This is a genomic window from Halostella litorea (genome assembly GCF_004785955.1).
Lineage (GTDB): Archaea > Halobacteriota > Halobacteria > Halobacteriales > Natronoarchaeaceae > Halostella > Halostella litorea.
Genome location: NZ_SJER01000001.1, coordinates 1,294,841 through 1,311,239 on the forward strand (window position 1 = coordinate 1,294,841; position 16,399 = coordinate 1,311,239).

Genomic DNA, 16,399 nt, shown 5'->3' on the forward strand with positions numbered 1-16,399 from the left:
CTACGCCCGTCGCCGGCCGAGCAACAGCGCCGCGGCGAGCGCCGCGACCGCGACCCCGACGCCGAACCCGGGCGTCCCGCCGCCGTCGCTCCCGCCCTCGGCGACCGAGACGGTCCGCTCGACGCCGCCAGCGCCGACGACCACGTCGCCGCCGGGCAGCGTCGCGTTCGCGGCGACCGTCGCCTGACCGCCGGCGTCGACGGTCGCGGCCCGGCTCGCCACCGTCTCACCGTCGACCGCGAACGTCACGTCGCCGCTCGCGGGCACGTCGGCGTCGTTCTCCACCGTCGCGACCAGCCGGACCGGCTCCCCGGCGGTCGGCGATGACGGCTCGATACGGAGGTCCGCGACGGTCGGCGCGGCGGGCTCGCGGACCGTCACGGTCCGCTCGGCGTCGCCGACGGCCACCGCGTACTCCCCGGGCGCGTCGAACGTCTCGGCGAGGTCGACGGTCGCCCGCTCGCCGGGGGCGACGGTCACGCTCCGGGCGGCGACGCGCTCGCCGTCGACGGTCAGCGCGACGACGAACTCGCCGGTCCGGCCGCCTGCGTTCCCGACCGCCACCGTCGTCACGAGGCGCTCGCCGGTCGCGAGCGGTGGCGGGGTGGCGACGCTCCGGTTCCGGTACGGCCCGTCGACGCGGAACCCCTCGACCGCCGTGGTGCGGACGGCCGGCGCGGCGTCGAACGCGTTGCCGTGGTCGCTCGCGCTCCACACCGTCGGCACGCGGTCGGTCGTCGCGTACCGCCGGGCCAGGTCGCGGACCGCCGGCCCGCCGGACTCGTTGACGGCGGCGAAGAAGGCCTCGCCGTCGACCGTCTCGCGCTCGTTGAGGCGGCGGAGCGCCGTCCCGTAGCTCCGTCGGCGGTCGCTCTCGACGCGGGCGGTGTAGTCTATCGCGCCGACGACGAGCGCCCCCTTCACGTAGTTCGCGCCGGTGTTCTGCCACGTCGACGGGTCCGAAAGCACCGCGCCCGCGAAGGGGCTCCGCTGCCCGTTCCGCAGGTGGTCGCGGAACCGGTCGAAGCCGATCTCGCCCTGCTCGAACGCGAACAGGGCTGAGTAGTACTCGGCCGAGGCCTCGATGGTCCAGGCCGTCTCCGCGGTCGGGTCGTAGTCCTGCTGGGTGTGGGCGTACTCGTGGATCCAGACGTTGTTGGGCGACGCCAGCCGCGAGTCCGCGCGCACCCACGCGTCGTCCGGGCCGTACTGGAGGCCCAGCGGCCCCCACCCGGCGTCGCTCGGAACGGCGACGAAGAACGTCTCCGCGTCGTTCGCGCCCACGCGGAGCCGGTCGCTCGCGTCCGCGACCGAGTCGAGCACGTCGTCGGGCGACTCCGCCATCGACGCCGCCTCGGGCACGACCAGCCGTATCCGGCCGCGGTCGGTCTCGCGGACGTGCTGCTCGGACGGCCCCAGGTAGGCCATCTCGCCGCCGGTCGCCCCCTCGCCGGCGACCTCCGTGCGGCGGTCGAGGGTCACCGCCGGGCCGTCGCTCGTCCGTCCCCACCTCGTCGCCAGCCGGGGCACCTCCACAACGGCCCAGTCGCCGGCGTCGACGAACACGTAGCCCGTCGCGGCCCCGTCGAGGTGGCCGCGCGGGGCGGCGTAGTCGTCGACGGCGTAGCCGCTCCAGTTCCCCGCGCCGCCGCCCCCCGCGGCCGCGGTCCCGCCGCCGGACACGTTCACCGACCGGCGGGCGTCGTCGGTGACGTTCGCCGGCTGGTCGAACGTGACCGAGGGCCGGACGGTCGACCCGTCCCACCGGTACTCCCGCCCGCTCTCGCGGTCGAACCCGCGGGTGGCCGTCACCGTCGCGTCCTCGGGCACCGTCAGCCTGATGCTGGTCACGTGGTCCGGCGCGTCGAACCGCACCGTCGCCTCGACCGCGCCGGGGTCGTCGGGCGTGAGCCGCAACGTCGTCGTCCGGACGAGCCGGTCGTCGGTGGCGTTCGACGCCGTCGGTGCGGGGCCGGCGACGTCGGCGCTCGCCCCGCCCCCGGCGACTCCCGGCGACGCGCCCGCCACGCCGGCGGCCGCCGGGAGGGCGACGACCACGAGCAGGAGGACCAAACTGTTCCGAAGCACTACGCTGTCTGGGGACTGATACGTTATGGGCGTTTCGCCCCCGGTCAGTCGGACGGTTCCTGCGTCGCCGGGCCTCGCGGCTCCGGTCAGTCGCCGCTCGTCCGTTCCGAGGCCTCCTTCCTGTCGGCCTCGCGCGGTTCGATCGCGATCTCCATTTTCACGCCCTCGACGTCCCACTCCTTGCGGTGGCCGTCCTCGACGGCCGCGAACTCGTCGGCCCGGACCTCCTCGCGGATGAGGTCGCGGTGGCGGTCGACGAGGTCCGCGACGCGGTCGTCGGCGACGGTCAGTTCGAGCCGGATGCGCTCCTCGATGTCCAGGTCGAGGTCCTTGCGCATCTCCTGGACGCGGCGGATCACCTCGCGGGCGTACCCCTCGGACTCGATGTCCTCGGTGAGCGTCGTGTCGACGTAGACGACGCCGCGCTCCTCGCCGCCGCGCTCGACGGCGGTGCCGGTGACGCCCTCGGGCGTCTCGGTGACGAACTCGACCATCCCGTCGGTCAGGGACTCGCCGTCGAGCGCGTCGGCGACGGCCGCCTCCAGCGCGTCGAGCGACTGTTCGTCGACGCGGGCGTCGTTCAGGGCGTTCATCACCTCGCCGGCGCGGTCGCCGAACGCCGGGCCGAGTTCGCTCATGTCGGCGCGGGCGCTGTACTGCAATTCGCCCCACTGCTCGTCCGCCCCGACGAGTTCGACCGCGCGGGCGTTGAGCCGGTCGCCGAGCAGGTCGCGGTGGCGGGCGACGGCGTCGACCAGCCGCTCGTCGTCGGCCGCGACGACGACGCGCTGGACGGGCCAGCGGAGCTTGCGTTCGGCCTGCTGGCGAGCGTTCGAGCCGGCCTCCTCGACGGCCCGCAGGAACGCCACGTCCGTCTCCAGTCGCTCGTCGCGCCACGCCTCGTCCGGCGTCGGCCAGTCGCACATGTGGACCGTGTCGTGTTCGGCGTCGCCGGTGAGCGCCCCGTATATCTCCTCGGTGATGAACGGGGTGAAGGGCGCGAGCAGGGCGACGACCTCGCGGAGCACGCGGTACAGCGTCGCGTACGCGGCCGTCTTCGAGGCGCTGTCGGCCTCCTCCCACATCCGCTCGCGGACCTGCTGGACGTAGTACCGGGAGACGTCCTCGACGACGAACTCGAGGACGGCGTCGACGGCCTCGTCCTGCCGATACGCCTCCATCGCCTCGGTTGCCTCGGCCTCGACGGTCTGGAGCCGCGACAGCACCCACTCGTCGGCCAGTTCGAGTTCCGCGTCCGCGACGTCGACCGCTTCGGGGTCGAAGCCGTCCATCCGCATGTACGGCAGCGGGAAGCGGAACACGTTCCAGAGGATGTTGAGGCGGCGCTGCATCTCCTCGGTCTCCTCGTAGGAGAACTGCATGTCGTCGCCGCGGGCGGTCAGCGACAGCAGGAACGCCCGCATCGGGTCCGCGCCGTACTCGTCGACGACCTCGCCGGGGTCGACCCGGATGTCCTTGGACTTGGACATCGCGCGGCCGTCGGGCATCAGCGCGTGGCCGTGCATCAGCACCCGCTCGTACGGGCTCTCGCCGACGGCGGCCGTGCCCATGCCGAGCTGGGACCAGAACCAGCCGCGGGTCTGGTCGTGGGCCTCCATGATGAGGTCGGCGGGCCACAGCTCGTCGAACGCCTCGGTCTCCTCGGGGTAGTCGAGGGTGCCCCACGTCGCCACCGAGGAGTCCAGCCACACGTCGAACACGTCGGGGACGCGCTCGTAGGTGACGCCGTTTTCGGTGATCGTCAGGTCGTCGACGGTGCCCTTGTGGAGGTCGACGCTCCCGGCGTCGACGTCCTGGTCGACGCGCTCGGCCAGTTCCTCGCGGTCGCTGACGACGATGGCGTCGTCCATGTCGCCCGACCAGTCCTCCGGCAGCCAGATCGGCACGGGCGTCCCCCAGTAGCGCTGGCGCGAGACGTTCCAGTCGGGGGCCTCCTCGACGAAGTTCCGGAAGCGGTTCTCCCGGGCCTCCTCGGGGAACCACTCCGAGTCGCCGATGTTGTCGAGCAGGTCCGATTTGATGTCGGTGATGTTGATGAACCACTGGTCGGTGACGATCTGGACGATGCCGGTGTCACAGCGCCAGCAGTGGCCGTAGCTGTGGGTGGTCGTGCCGGCCGACAGCATCCGCCCCGCGTCCTGCAGGTCGGCGATGATGTCGTCGTCGGCGTCTTTCACGTACTCGCCGGCGTACTTTCCGGCGCGCTCGGCGTACACGCCGTCGCCGCCGACGGGACAGACGATGTCGAGCCCGAGTTCGCGGCCGCGCTCGAAGTCCTCCTCGCCGTGGCCCGGCGCGGAGTGGACGAGGCCGGTGCGGTCGGCCTCGACGTAGTCGGCGGTGTACACCTGCAGCGCGCCCTCCCCGTCGGGGTGGTCGGGCACCTCGTCGGCGAGCGGGTGGTCGTACTCCCAGCCCACCATCTCCTCGCCGGACAGCGTCTCGACGACCTCGTAGTCGTCGTACCGCCCCTCGCGGAGCACGTCCTCGACGCACTCCTCGGCGACGTAGAGGCGCTCGGTCTCGCCGTCGCGCTCGGCGTCGACGCCGACGTACTCCAGGTCGCCGTCGACGGCGACGAACGTGTTCGCGGGGATCGTCCACGGCGTCGTCGTCCAGATGACGAGGTTCCCCTCGCGGTCCCGCAGGTCGAACTTCACGTAGATCGAGGGGTCCTCGACGTCCTCGTACTCGACCTCGTTGTTGGCGATGGCGGTCTCGCAGCGCGGACACTGCGTGATCGAGCGCTGGCCCTGCTCGACGAGGCCGCGCTCGTGGGCCTGCGAGAACCCCCACCACGCCGCCTCCATGTACTCCGGCGTGACCGTCTTGTACGGGTCGTCCCAGTCCATCCAGACGCCGAACGACTTGAAGTCGTTTTGCAGCCCTTCGAGGCTCCCCTCGGCGAACTCGCGGCAGTCGTCGATGAACGCGTCGACGCCGTACTCCTCGATGTCCTTCTTGTTCTCGAACCCCTTCTCCTCCTCGACTTTCGTCTCGATGGGGAGCCCGTGCATGTCGTAGCCGGGCCGGTCGGTCACGTCGTAGCCGCGCATCCGCTTGTAGCGGATGTACACGTCCTTCAGGCTCTTGTTCCACGCGTGGCCCATGTGGGCCGACCCGGAGGTGTAGGGCGGGCCGTCGACGAAGAAGAACGGCTCCTCGCCCTCGCGGTGCGCCTTCGCCTGCTCGTAGGCGTCGACCTCGTCCCAGTAGTCGAACACCCGCTCTTCCACCGCGTCGGGGTCGTACTGGTCGTCGACCGCCGCGAACCTGCTCATGGGTGGTCTGTGTCCCTCCACTATTAAAGGGGGATCGGTCCCACAGAAAGCCCTCGGAATCGCCTGGCGGCGATTCCTCGCCCTTTCTATGTCCGCCAACGAGCGCCCCCGGCGCTCGTTCCAGGCACCGCTAGTCTGCGCGAGTCGCGGCGATCGCCGCGACACGCTTCGAGTGCCTGCCCTCCCCCGAACGCTCGCACGCGGCGCGTCGGAGCGCCGCGTGCTTGCGCCGGCCGATTGTCGTGATGAGGGCGCTCATGTACGGTGGTCGTGAGACTAGTTCGGTGACCGGATCGGTAACCACATCGGTCTAAGCCAAACCGGTTCGGTTCGACCGGTTCCGGCCGTCGGCGGTCAGCGGCGCAAAAAACGCGTGCGGGGCGGTCAGTGCCCGTCGTCGCTGTCGTCGGTGTCGTCGTCAGCGGTCGTATCGTCGCCATCGTCGTCCCCGCCGCTCCCATCGTCGTCGGTGTCGTCGTCCGCGTCGTCATCGGACTCGGGGAGTTCCTCGAACGGGTCCTCGGCGACGACCAGGTCGAACTCCTCGTCCCCCGCGGCGTCCTCGGGCGCGAGATATCCCGTCGCGTACGCGGTGTAGACCGTTCCACGCGCCAGTTCGACGTCGAACGTGGCGACCGGGTCGGTCCCGTCGTCGCCCGCCGGGCGGACGCCGAGCGTATACGTCCCGGGCGCGACCGACGCGTAGCCCGTCGTCTCGCCGAAGCTCACGTCCTCGAACGGGACGTACTCGGTCCCCTCGACGCCCACGTCGACCGCGGGCGCGTCGGGCGAGGCGTGCACGAGCCGGACCAGCGCGGCGTTCCCGTCCGCCAGCACGACCGGCTCGAACGTCTCCTCGCTCAGTTCGCCGACCGCCGCGACCGTGTAGTAGCCCGGCTCGACCGACACCTCTCCCTCGAACGCCACCGTGTCGCGGTCGCCCGCAGCGGTGATCGTCACCGTGTACGTCCCCGTCGGGAGCGTCGCGTACTCCGTCACGCTCCCGTAGGCGACGCCGGTGAAGGCCGGCTCCCCGTCGACGAGCACGTCGACGTCGGGCGCGTCCGGCGACGCGTGGGCGACCCTGACCGCCCCCTCGTCGGCGTCGAGGTCGACGCCGTCGTCATCGTCGTTTTCCTGGGCCGTCGCCGCTCCCGCGCCGACGACCGACAGTACACCCGCCGCACCGAGCGCCTTCAGCGCGTCTCGCCGTGTTGCTGACATTACCTCCGTAAGCAAGGAGAACAGCGGATTAACCGTTATTGCGGGCTCTGCGGGGTTCTGTGTCGGACAGCCACCCGACTGCTGGCGCGTAGTTACCCGGTCGTTGTGGGGTACTCGGTTCGACGCCCAGATCAGCCGTCGAGCGCCCGGCGGATCACCTGCTCGTAGCCGAGCAGGTACGTCCCGGCGTACAGCATGATGCAGCCGAACGCGGCGAACCAGACGCCGAGGATCGGCTCGCCGCCCGTGAGATGCTGGAGGCCACTGTACTCGGAGAACAGGCCGAGCACCGTCAGCGCACCCGCCCCGAGGGTGTACGCGATCAGTTCGATCAGTATCTGCATGGCTGACAGCAGACAGCAGTCGATTATGGGTCTTTCGCTCGGCGACGGTTTCCGAACGCTTTTGCCGACATTGGTCGTCGAAACGGCTATGGGACGGTACGGATCCATCGACTACTCCCGCTACGCGAAGCTCACCTTCCTCGCCGGCGTCGCCGCGTTCACGGTCGGCGCGGTCGGCTCCATCGTGGGGCACGGCCCGCTCGGCACCATGCCGGCGTGGGAGGAGACGCTACTGTTCGACCTCGAAGTCGTCGGCGTCCTCGCCGCGCTGTTCGGGCCGCTCGTCTTCGGCATCGTCATGCCGCTGACGGAGTGATGCCGCGGTTTCCGGAGTCGCGCAACGTCCTCGACCCCGGCTGCGATCGCTGCCCGGCGCTGGTCGACTGCCGCGAGCGCATCTCGTGGGGCACCGGCCCGCTCGACGCGACGCTCGCCGTCGTCGGGGAGGCCCCCGGTGCCGGCGACCCGGACGCCGACCGCTGGCGCGGCGGCAACTGGACCGGGAAGGCGTACACCACGCGCCACTCCGGGCGGCGGGTCCGCGCCCTCGTGGCCGACCTCGGCTACGCGGGCGACTGCTACTTCACCAACGCCGTCAAGTGCTTCCCCGCGGCCGACGACGGCTCCAACCGCGAGCCGACGGCCGCCGAGCGCGCGAACTGCCGGGACCACCTGCGGACCGAGCTCGCCCAAGTTACTCCCGACGCCGTCCTCGCGACGGGCAAGCACGCGACGCAGTCGCTGCTCGCCGCCGACGGCCGGGCACTCGACGGCTTCGTCGACTCGGTGCTCGACCCCGTCGGGGTCGAATCGCTCGGCGTCGACGTCCTGCCGCTGTTGCACCCTTCCTATCAGGACGTGTGGCTCGGCCGCCTCGGGTACGACCGCGAGGGGTACGTCGCGGCGATCCGCGAGGAACTGGCGGCGCTCGTCGGGTGAGCGGGGTCGACGGGCGACCGCCCGGCCGTCGGTAACCTTCTTTAGCCGAGCGGCCGACGCCCCGCACATGGCCGAGGACTGCATCTTCTGTAAGATCGTGGCCGGCGACATCCCGAGCCGCACCGTCTACGAGGACGACGACGTGCTGGCGTTCCTCGACGCGAACCCGCTCGCGCCGGGGCACACGCTCGTCATCCCGAAGGCGCACCACGAGACGCTCGGCGACCTGCCCGACGACGCCGGCGCGGCCGTCTTCGCCGCGCTCCACGACCTGACGCCGGTCGTCGAGGACGCCGTCGACGCCGACGGCTCGAACGTGGCGTTCAACAACGGCGAGGCCGCGGGCCAGGAGGTCCCCCACGTCCACGGGCACGTCATCCCGCGGTTCGAGGGCGACGGCGGCCGCCCGATCCACGCCGTCGCCGGCTCCCGGCCCGACCTCTCGGACGACGAACTCGACGACATCGCCGACCGCATCGCCGACGGCGCGTAGACCGCGCGCCGCTGTGTGCCCCGGTGGGACCGACGCCCGGATTTTTTATACGACGACGACTGAAAATTTCAGCCATGACGATCCAGTCTGCAACGCTGGTCGGCGCGACCGGCGGAGCGGGGACGACCAGGCTCTCGGTCGAAGTCGCCGCGACGCTCGCCCGCGCCGGGTGGGACGTCGCGGTCGTCGACGCGGACTACGCCACGCAGGGGCTCGCGGGCTACGTCGACGGCCGGATCGACCCCGACGTGACGACGCTCGTCACCGACGACGACGCCGACCCCGCCGAGGCGCTGGTCGACCTCGCGGTCGACGCGCCGGGGTCGGTCGCCGCCTGTCCCGCCAGGGCGGCGTTCGAGGCGGTGGCGCGGGCGAAGACCGCCGGCGCGGCCGAACGGCTCGGCGACGTCGTGGCCGAGTTGGCCGGGCAGGTCGACGGCGTGATCGTCGACGCGCCGCCGGTCGCGGACAACCCCGCCGTGGCGGCCGTGACGGACGCGGACCGCGTCGGCGTCGTGATCCCCGACTCGCACCGCGGCGTCGACGCGCTCCAGCGGCTCCGCGGCCGGCTTGCCGACGTCGGCGCGGCCGCCGACCTCGTCGTCTCCAACCGCGGCGAGGACCCGGTGGGGGAAGCGGACGTCGCCGTCCCCGAGAGCGCGGTCGTCCGGGAGGGGAACGCGCCCGCCGTCACCGACCCCGACGCCGCCTACGCGCCGGCGGTCGCCGCCGTCGCCGAGTCGCTGTTCGACGCCTCGCTGTCGCTGGAGTTCCCGGAGGAAGGGCTGCTCGCGGACGTGCTACAGTAGTTCGTCGACGGAGCTCATCGCGTCGTCGAGCGGGTCCTCGCCCGGCCCCGCGTCGGCCAGCGCGCTCTCGGCGGCCTCGGCGGCACCGGGTATCGGGTCGTGGGTCTCGACGTACGCCGCGAGCGCGAATTCCGCCTCGGACTCGCCACAGAGCGCCAGCGCCTCCGACCGCGGGAGCGACGCGTCCAGCCAGTCCCGCACGACCTCGCGCTGGCGCGGCGAGAGCGGCGAGAGCCCCTGTACGCCGAGGCGGTGGAGCGCCTTCGCCGCCGTCATCGGCGCGACGCCGGCCGCCCCACCGGCGGCCCCCACGCTCGTGCCGTCGGCGTACGCCTCGACGACGGCCGCGGCTTCGTCGGCCGAGCAGGGCAGATCCTCCGCGTAGTCGGCCAACCGGTCCGCCAGATCGGCTTCGGTGTCGTCGACCGTCGCCACGCCGCGGTCACGCTGCTCGGCGGTGACCCGCACGTCCGCGGCGATCTCCGACAGCGTCATGGTCGGAGCTATCCAGCCAATCGGCTAAAAATTATCGGATGCAGGTGTCGGAATCTAGCCGCCCGCATCGGGAAACGTACCTATAATAGGTACGTTGCTTCCGGCCGATCGCCCGGTTTCATCCGCCAGACGTCTAGATTTAAATAACCTATCCGGCCGAAGCTTCGACCGTGATGAGCCCGACTCGCTCCATCGACGCGTGCCCGGAATGCGACGGCCGACTGAACGACAGCAGCGACGAGACCGTCTGTGCGGAATGCGGCCTCGTCGTCGCCGAGGACCGCATCGACCGCGGCCCGGAGTGGCGGTCGTTCGCGGACGACGACCGGAACCGCGAGCGCACCGGCGCGCCGCTGACCCGCTCCAGACACGACCGCGGCCTCTCGACTGAGATCGGCTACGGCGACGGGTCGAACACCCGCCTCACGGGCCGGAAGCGCCGGCAGGTCGCCCGTATGCGGCGGGAGCACAACCGCGCGCGGATCCCGTCGAAGTCCGACCGCAACCAGGTGTACGGATTCACGGAGATCCGGCGGCTCGTGGGCTCGCTGTCGCTGTCCGACCACATCCGCGACCAGGCGTGTACGCTGTTCGAGTCGGCCCAGTCCGAGGACCTGCTCCGCGGGCGCTCGATCGAGGGCTTCGCCGCCGCCGCGGTGTACGCGACCTGCCGGATCGAGTCCGTCTCGCGGACGCTCGCCGAGGTCGTTTCCGACGCCCGCGCCGACGAGGCCGAACTGAAGGCCGCCTACGACGCGCTGAACCGCGACCTTGGGCTTCCGACCGGCCCCGTCGACCCGTCGGAGTACCTGCCGCGGTTCGCCAGCGAACTCGACTGTGCCCGCGCGGTCGAGCGCCGCGCCCGGGAACTCGCGGACCGCGCCGCGGACGGCGTCGTCTCGGGCCGGAACCCGGCGGGCGTCGCCGCGGCGTGTCTCTACGCCGCCGACGCCGAGCGCGACGGCGACCTCACGCAGACCGGGGCGGCCGACGTGGCGGGCGTCTCGCCGGTCACGCTGCGCTCCGCGTACTACGCGATCACGGGGGAGGACTGACCGCTACTCGTCGGCGAGGGGTTCGCCCCCTTCGGTCGGCGGGGCGACGTGGTCGATGAACGCCTCGGCCGTCGGCTGGGTGACGGTCACCCGCACCTCCACGTCGCCGAGTTCGTCGGGGTTGCCAACGGCGAAGTTGACGACGCCCTGGAACGCCGCCTGCTTCTTCAGGCCGAACGAGAACGTGTCGCCCCGGAGGGTGTCGAAGAACTCCCGGCGGGCCGTGTCGAGGATCTCCTGGCGGTGGAGCAACTCGGAGAACTGTTCCATCGAGTGCGCCGTGGCGACGACCTCGCCCGGCCGGGACTCGGTCTCGGCCTCGGGGAAGAGGTTCGTCACGGCGTCGGCGACGCGGTCGGTCACCTCGGTGTCTTTCACCGGCGCGACGATCCGCACGTCGACGCTGTACGCCGTGCTCATGCTTCCTCCCGGAGCGCCTCGGGGCCGTCGCGGATCAGCGACCGGACCTGCCGCCGGAACGACTCCAGCGTCCCCGTGTTCTCGATGGTCACGTCCGCCCGCTCCATCGCCTCGTCCATGCCGAATCCGCGCTCGCGCTCGTCGCGTTCGGCGAGGCTCTCGCCGTCGTCGCCGGTGGCGTCCCGCCCGCGGTCGTTCACACGTTCGGCGCGCAACTCGAACGGGGCCTCGATGCTCACCAGCGCGAAGTCGTCGCCGAACGCCGTCTCGAAGCGTTCGACCTCGACGCCCGACCGGATGCCGTCGACGAGGACGGCGTCGGCGGACTCCAGTTCCTCCTGGATCACCGGCAGCGACCGCTGGGCGATCGCGGCCGGGCCGTTCTCCTCGCGCAGCGCCTGGGCGATCTCCCCGTGGTGGGTCGCCGGGTCCAGCCCCCGGTCCCGGCACTCCCGGCGGATCACGTCGCCCATCGTCACGACGGGCACGCCGAGTTCCTCGGCGACGGCCGCGGCCTCGCCCTTCCCGCTGCCGGGCAGGCCGACGGTCCCGATGACTCTCATTGGGGCGTGCTACTGCCGTGGCGCGCTTAAGCGCTTTGAAGCGCCCGACGGGCGGAAACCCAAGCTATTTTGAGCGGAACGCCGGACGAACACGCGAGGGCACGTAGCTCAGTCCGGATAGAGCGTCGGACTTCTAATCCGACGGTCGTGGGTTCGAATCCCATCGTGCCCGCTGTTCTGCGACGAGCGGACGCGAGGAGCAAACAGCATACGGAGATGGGTTCGAACCCTGCCAGTCGCAGCGGCCGAGCGGAGCGAGGCCGACCGTCTGGCTCCGGTTCGAATCCCATCGTGCCCGTTATCTGTGAGAAACTAAGGGCGTACGGAAGGGGCTCGAAGCGTCCCCCGCGGCCGATGCGCCGTCGACGCCACCGCCGGTCAGTCGAGGACCAGTTCGGACGCCACGAGCGGGACGACGACTGCGACGGCGACGGCGACGCCGAGCCCGGTGACCAGGTCGGGTTCGTCACCGGCGAAGCCGACCGCGAGCATCGCGATGCCCCCGAGTTCGAGCCCGAGTCCGACGACGCCGAGGCGGCTCTCGGTCGCCCGTGCGCCGTCGTCGGCATCGGTCGGACTGTCGGCCGACTCGTTCTGGGCGGCGGAAAACCGCAGGAGCCAGGGAATGAACAGCCCCGACCCCGCGCCGGCGAGTAGCCCGACGGCGACGCCGTAGGGGAGGCTCCCCAGCGCGAGTTGCCCGACAACGGTGAAGACGACGAGGTTCATCGCCGCCGACCCGCCGCCGATCAGCCTGAAGACGGTGTCGTTGCTGTCCGAACTACCGCTCGTCATACCGTAGCGCCCTCGTGACGCGAAAAAAGACCTATCGGTTCACGGCCGTCTTCGACCGGGGCTCGCTGGCCGACGCGGCGTTTACACCAGGTTGTCCCCGATGTCCTCGAAGTCGGCGCGGCAGAACGGACAGCGGTAGTTCGTGTTGAACCCCGACGTCTGGGCGACGGTCCGGGCCTCGAGTTCGTGAACGGCGATGTTCCGGTCACAGTCCGGACAGGCGACCTTCGGCATAGGTCACGAACGTTCATAGAAGTACTTAACCAATTCGATACGTGCCGACGAGTGTCACGGGAGGGGCTGACGTCGACTCGTCTAGTCGATTCGATGTATAGTTCGCCGGCATCGTGTCGAAAATATCCCCGCGGCGATCCGCTCGCCGCTCGTCGTCCGAGGCTTCGTCCCCGACGGTCACTCGGCCTCGCTCTCGAACCCGTCCTCGAACTTGAACGTCCCGTTCCGCTGGACGACTTCGCCGTCGACCTCGATGTAGGAGTCCTCGCTCATGTCCACGATCATGTCGACGTGGACGGCGCTCTCGTTCTGTTCGTTGCCCTCGCCGACGTTGGCCTCGTAGGCGCGGCCAAGCGCCATGTGGACGGTGTCGCCCATCTTCTCGTCGAACAGCATGTTGTAGGTGAAGCGGTCGATGTCGCGGTTCATGCCGATGCCGAGTTCGCCGAGGCGGCGCGCCCCGTCGTCGGTTTCGAGGATGCCCGTCAGCACCTCCTCGTTTTTCTCGGCGCTGTGCTCGACGACCTCGCCGTCCTCGAACTTCACGTACGCGCCGAGCACTTCGCGGCCCTGGTGGTACAGGGGCTTGTCGAACAGCACCTCGCCCTCCACGGAGGCGGGGACGGGCGCGGTGAACACCTCGCCGCCGGGGACGTTGTTCGTGCAGGTGTCGTTTATCGTCACGTTGCCGGCGACGCTCATCGTCACGTCGGTCGTGTCGCCGGAGACGATCCGCACCTCGTCGGCGGGGTCGAGTATCTCGACCATCTGCTCCTGCAGTTCGTGCTGGGCGTCCCAGTCCTTGTTGACGGCGTCCCAGACGAAGTTCTCGTACCCTTCCGTACTCATCTCGGCGAGCTGGGCGTTGGCGGGCGCGGGGAACTGCGTGAGCGTCCAGTTGTCCGTCAGCCGCTCGTTCAGGATGGGCCGCTGGGCCTGCTCCCAGGCGGAGCTTTGCTCGGGGTCGACGTCGCTCTTCTCGGTGACGTTCTCGTGGCCCCGGATGTGGACGTGGGCGTCGGCGGCCTCTATCAGCGCCATCTCGTGGTCGGGCGTGTCGAAGTCGCCGTCGTGGGCGCGGAGGTACGCCCGGATTGCGCGGCCGCCGCGGGTGGTGTACTGGGCGACGGGGTTGGCCCCCACGTCGCCGATGGCCTCGTGGAGGGCAACGACCAGGTCCTCCGCGACGGGCGGTGCCTTGATCACCACGTCGTCGCCCTCTTCGAGTTCGAGCGCCTCGTGAACGAGCAGGGACGCGTGTTCGCGGATACGCGGGTCCATACCTCGGCCGTCGGGCCGGCCCGTGCTAAACGGTTTGGTTTCCGGCTCCGGCGGTCGCTCGGAAACGGCGCGCCGGCAGGCCCCGCGGCCTCAGCCGAACAGCCGCTCCCGCAGGGACCGCGAGTGCGGGCGCTCGGCGAGCAGCACCGACGCGTCGAGGTTCTCCAGCACCGACAGCGTCAGCGAGCCACGCACCACGCGGGAGAGCAGCCCCTCCTCCGTGGCCCCGACGACCACCAGCGACCGGTCGGCGGCGGCGTCCCGGATGGCCGTCTCGACGTCGCCGGTCTCGACCAGTAACTCGGCGTCGTCCAGCCCGTGGTCGGCCGCCCACCCGCCGACGAACTCCCGGGCGGCCGCCTCGCTCTCGTCGTCTTCGGCGACGTAGAGGACCGAAACCTCGGCGTCGACCGCGTCGCGGAGCGCGCGGGCCAGCTCCGCGGAGAGGTCCGACGAGTAGCCGCCCGCGGTCGGCAGCAGGATCCGGCCGGGGTCGAACGCCCGCTCGTTCAACACGAGCACGTCACAGGGGAGGTCGTGGGTGAGTTCGTCGAGGGTCCCTTCCACCCGCCCGCCGGCCAGCTGCGCGCCGCCGTAGCCCATCACGACCGTGTCGGCCTCGTGTTCGCGCGCGGCGTCGAACACCTCGGCGACGCCCTGGTGGGAGAGGATCGTCCTCGTCTCGACGGCCACGCCGAAGCGCTCCGCGTCGGCCCGTGCGTCGGCCAGGAGTTCCTCCGACTCCGTCACGAGGTCGCCGCGCTGCTCGGCGGCCGCCGCCAGCGACGTCTGGTCGGGCACCTGCACGACGTGGGTGGCGAGTACCGACCCGCCCTTCGCCTTCGCCAGCGCGCCGGCGAGGGTCATGAGCGCACGCTCGGTCCGGGGGTTCGAGAGCGCGACCATGACGGTCGGCTCGTCGGGGCTCGTCGCCCCGTCCGGCGCGACGGTTTCGGCCGCGCCGACGACCGAGTCGGGCATCGTCGCCCGCCGGTCCCGGATGTACCGCCCGAGCAGGCCCCGCTTCGGCGTGTGCTTCCGGGCGTACGCGAAGTACCACACGACCGCGGCGACGACGAACACCGCCGACAGCGCGAGTTCGCGCCCGCCGACGAACGCGAGCAGCCCCAGCGACAGCGCCATCCCCGCGACCGGCGTCAGCGGGTAGAGCGGGACGGTGAAGTCCGGGTCGTACTCGGGCGCGTCGGTCTCCCGGAACACGATGAGCGCCGCGTTCATCAGCGCGTACACGACGAGGTGGAGGACGCTCGCCGCCTTCGACAGCACCTCGATGTCCTGTCCGAGGGCGGCGATGAAGACGACGATCATCGCGCCCGTGACGACGATGGAGCGGTACGGCGTGGCGTAGCTCGGGTGGATCTCGTTCAGCCAGTTCGTGACGATCTTGTCCCGGCCCATCGCGAAGTTGATCCGGGCCGACGCGAGGATCGAGGCGTTCGCGCTCGACGCGGTCGCCAGCAGCGCGCCGGCCGTCACGGTCGTGACGGCGATCCCGGCGTAGCCGCCCGGGAACGCGGCTTCGGTCGCCTGCGTGAGCGGGGCGTCCTTGCTCAGTTCCGGCCACGGCACGACGCCGAGCATGATGCTCACGAGGATCGCATAGAGGACGGTGACGATGGCGACGCTCCCGATGACGGCCAGCGGGAGGTTCCGGCCGGGGTTTTTCAGTTCCTCGGCGACCGTCGCGATCTTCGCGTACCCGAGGAAGGAGACGAACACCAGCGCGGTACCGGGGAGGATCGCCCCGGCCCCCATCGGCGCGAGGCCGCCGTCGCCGGCCAGCGTCGCGTAGTCGAACGACAGCCAGCCCTGGACCGCGAACACGCCCAGGATCGCCAAAAGCAGGGTCACGATGACCGTCTGGACGCCGCCGGTCTCCTTCGCGCCGACGTAGTTCACGAGGACGAACGCGGTGCCGGCGATCAGCGCGCCGACCTGGATGTCCGTGAGAAACAGGATCCCGGGGATCGGCGCGAGGGTCGCGAGGTACTGTCCGAAGCCGATGCTGTAGAAGGCGCTGGCGAAGGCCAGGCCCATCCAGTCGCCCATCCCCGCGATCGAGCCGAACAGCGGTCCGAGCGCCCGGTTGACGTAGTAGTACCCCCCGCCGGCTTTCGGCATCGCCGTCCCGAGTTCGGAGACGGAGAGGGCGTTGACCATCGCGATGACGCCGCCGACGACGAACGAGACGACGACGATCGGCCCGGCGGCCCTGGCCGCGACGCCGGGCAGGACGAAGATGCCCGCGCCGATCATCGTCCCGATCCCGATCGTCATCGCGGAGACGAGACCGAGGTCCTTGGCGAGTTCCTCGTCACTCACGCAGACGCACCTCC

The 16,399-nt window shown here is 70.9% G+C and carries 16 protein-coding genes and 1 tRNA gene; 6 read left to right on the forward strand and 11 right to left on the reverse strand.

What is annotated here, in order from left to right; genetic code table 11:
* The 4 genes from EYW40_RS12205 to EYW40_RS12220 all read right to left on the reverse strand — a co-directional run bounded on the left by EYW40_RS12205 (position 1) and on the right by EYW40_RS12220 (position 6,958).
* A complete protein-coding gene (locus EYW40_RS12205; RefSeq protein WP_135821874.1) occupies positions 1–2,088 on the reverse strand; it encodes an Ig-like domain-containing protein in 2,088 nt (695 codons plus the stop codon).
* A gap of 86 nt (positions 2,089–2,174) precedes the next feature.
* Positions 2,175–5,390 (reverse strand): isoleucine--tRNA ligase, encoded by a 3,216-nt coding sequence (gene ileS / locus EYW40_RS12210; protein WP_135821875.1) that lies wholly within the window; start codon positions 5,388–5,390, stop codon positions 2,175–2,177.
* A 384-nt stretch (positions 5,391–5,774) separates the two neighbouring features.
* Positions 5,775–6,614 (reverse strand): DUF4397 domain-containing protein, encoded by an 840-nt coding sequence (locus EYW40_RS12215; protein ID WP_135821876.1) that lies wholly within the window; start codon positions 6,612–6,614, stop codon positions 5,775–5,777.
* Between the two features lie 131 nt (positions 6,615–6,745).
* Positions 6,746–6,958, reverse strand: a complete 213-nt coding sequence (locus tag EYW40_RS12220; RefSeq protein ID WP_135821877.1) for a DUF8151 family protein — start codon at positions 6,956–6,958, stop codon at positions 6,746–6,748.
* A gap of 88 nt (positions 6,959–7,046) precedes the next feature.
* Between EYW40_RS12220 and EYW40_RS12225 the strand changes: the two genes are divergently transcribed.
* From EYW40_RS12225 to EYW40_RS12240, 4 genes are all read left to right on the forward strand, one after another.
* Complete coding sequence (locus EYW40_RS12225; protein ID WP_135821878.1) at positions 7,047–7,274, forward strand: DUF7860 family protein; 228 nt, start codon at positions 7,047–7,049, stop codon at positions 7,272–7,274.
* Positions 7,274–7,897 (forward strand): uracil-DNA glycosylase, encoded by a 624-nt coding sequence (locus EYW40_RS12230; RefSeq protein WP_135821879.1) that lies wholly within the window; start codon positions 7,274–7,276, stop codon positions 7,895–7,897. The genes EYW40_RS12225 and EYW40_RS12230 overlap by 1 nt, the downstream gene beginning before the upstream one ends.
* Before the next feature lie 67 nt (positions 7,898–7,964).
* Positions 7,965–8,390: an HIT family protein gene (locus EYW40_RS12235; protein WP_135821880.1), complete on the forward strand. Its 426-nt coding sequence runs from the start codon at positions 7,965–7,967 to the stop codon at positions 8,388–8,390.
* Between the two features lie 74 nt (positions 8,391–8,464).
* Entirely contained in the window at positions 8,465–9,199 is a 735-nt protein-coding gene (locus EYW40_RS12240; RefSeq protein ID WP_135821881.1) for an AAA family ATPase, read from the forward strand.
* On the opposite strand, the gene EYW40_RS12245 is transcribed toward EYW40_RS12240, so the two are convergent.
* Positions 9,191–9,694: a DUF7858 family protein gene (locus EYW40_RS12245; protein WP_135821882.1), complete on the reverse strand. Its 504-nt coding sequence runs from the start codon at positions 9,692–9,694 to the stop codon at positions 9,191–9,193. The genes EYW40_RS12240 and EYW40_RS12245 overlap by 9 nt on opposite strands.
* A 173-nt stretch (positions 9,695–9,867) precedes the next feature.
* Here EYW40_RS12245 and EYW40_RS12250 point away from each other — a divergent pair, with 173 nt between their 5' ends.
* Positions 9,868–10,749: a transcription initiation factor IIB gene (locus EYW40_RS12250; RefSeq protein WP_135821883.1), complete on the forward strand. Its 882-nt coding sequence runs from the start codon at positions 9,868–9,870 to the stop codon at positions 10,747–10,749.
* Between the two features lie 3 nt (positions 10,750–10,752).
* Here the strand turns inward: EYW40_RS12250 and EYW40_RS12255 are convergent, their stop codons facing one another.
* Complete coding sequence (locus tag EYW40_RS12255) at positions 10,753–11,169, reverse strand: RNA-binding domain-containing protein (RefSeq protein WP_135821884.1); 417 nt, start codon at positions 11,167–11,169, stop codon at positions 10,753–10,755.
* Positions 11,166–11,732: an AAA family ATPase gene (locus EYW40_RS12260; RefSeq protein WP_135821885.1), complete on the reverse strand. Its 567-nt coding sequence runs from the start codon at positions 11,730–11,732 to the stop codon at positions 11,166–11,168. The genes EYW40_RS12255 and EYW40_RS12260 overlap by 4 nt, the downstream gene beginning before the upstream one ends.
* A gap of 97 nt (positions 11,733–11,829) precedes the next feature.
* Here EYW40_RS12260 and EYW40_RS12265 point away from each other — a divergent pair.
* Positions 11,830–11,904: transfer RNA gene (locus EYW40_RS12265), tRNA-Arg, on the forward strand.
* A gap of 206 nt (positions 11,905–12,110) precedes the next feature.
* On the opposite strand, the gene EYW40_RS12270 is transcribed toward EYW40_RS12265, so the two are convergent.
* The 4 genes from EYW40_RS12270 to EYW40_RS12280 form a co-directional block, all read right to left on the reverse strand.
* Complete coding sequence (locus EYW40_RS12270) at positions 12,111–12,527, reverse strand: hypothetical protein (RefSeq protein WP_135821886.1); 417 nt, start codon at positions 12,525–12,527, stop codon at positions 12,111–12,113.
* Positions 12,528–12,608: 81 nt separating this feature from the next.
* The gene (locus EYW40_RS20015; RefSeq protein ID WP_202614510.1) at positions 12,609–12,761 is read right to left on the reverse strand and encodes a hypothetical protein; all 153 of its coding nucleotides are present in this window, start codon (positions 12,759–12,761) and stop codon (positions 12,609–12,611) included.
* Between the two features lie 177 nt (positions 12,762–12,938).
* Positions 12,939–14,042 carry an aminopeptidase gene (locus EYW40_RS12275; RefSeq protein ID WP_135821887.1) on the reverse strand — a complete coding sequence of 368 codons (1,104 nt, stop codon included), beginning with the start codon at positions 14,040–14,042 and terminating at the stop codon, positions 12,939–12,941.
* Positions 14,043–14,132: 90 nt separating this feature from the next.
* Positions 14,133–16,385 carry an amino acid permease gene (locus EYW40_RS12280; RefSeq protein ID WP_135821888.1) on the reverse strand — a complete coding sequence of 751 codons (2,253 nt, stop codon included), beginning with the start codon at positions 16,383–16,385 and terminating at the stop codon, positions 14,133–14,135.
* Positions 16,386–16,399 lie beyond the last annotated feature (14 nt).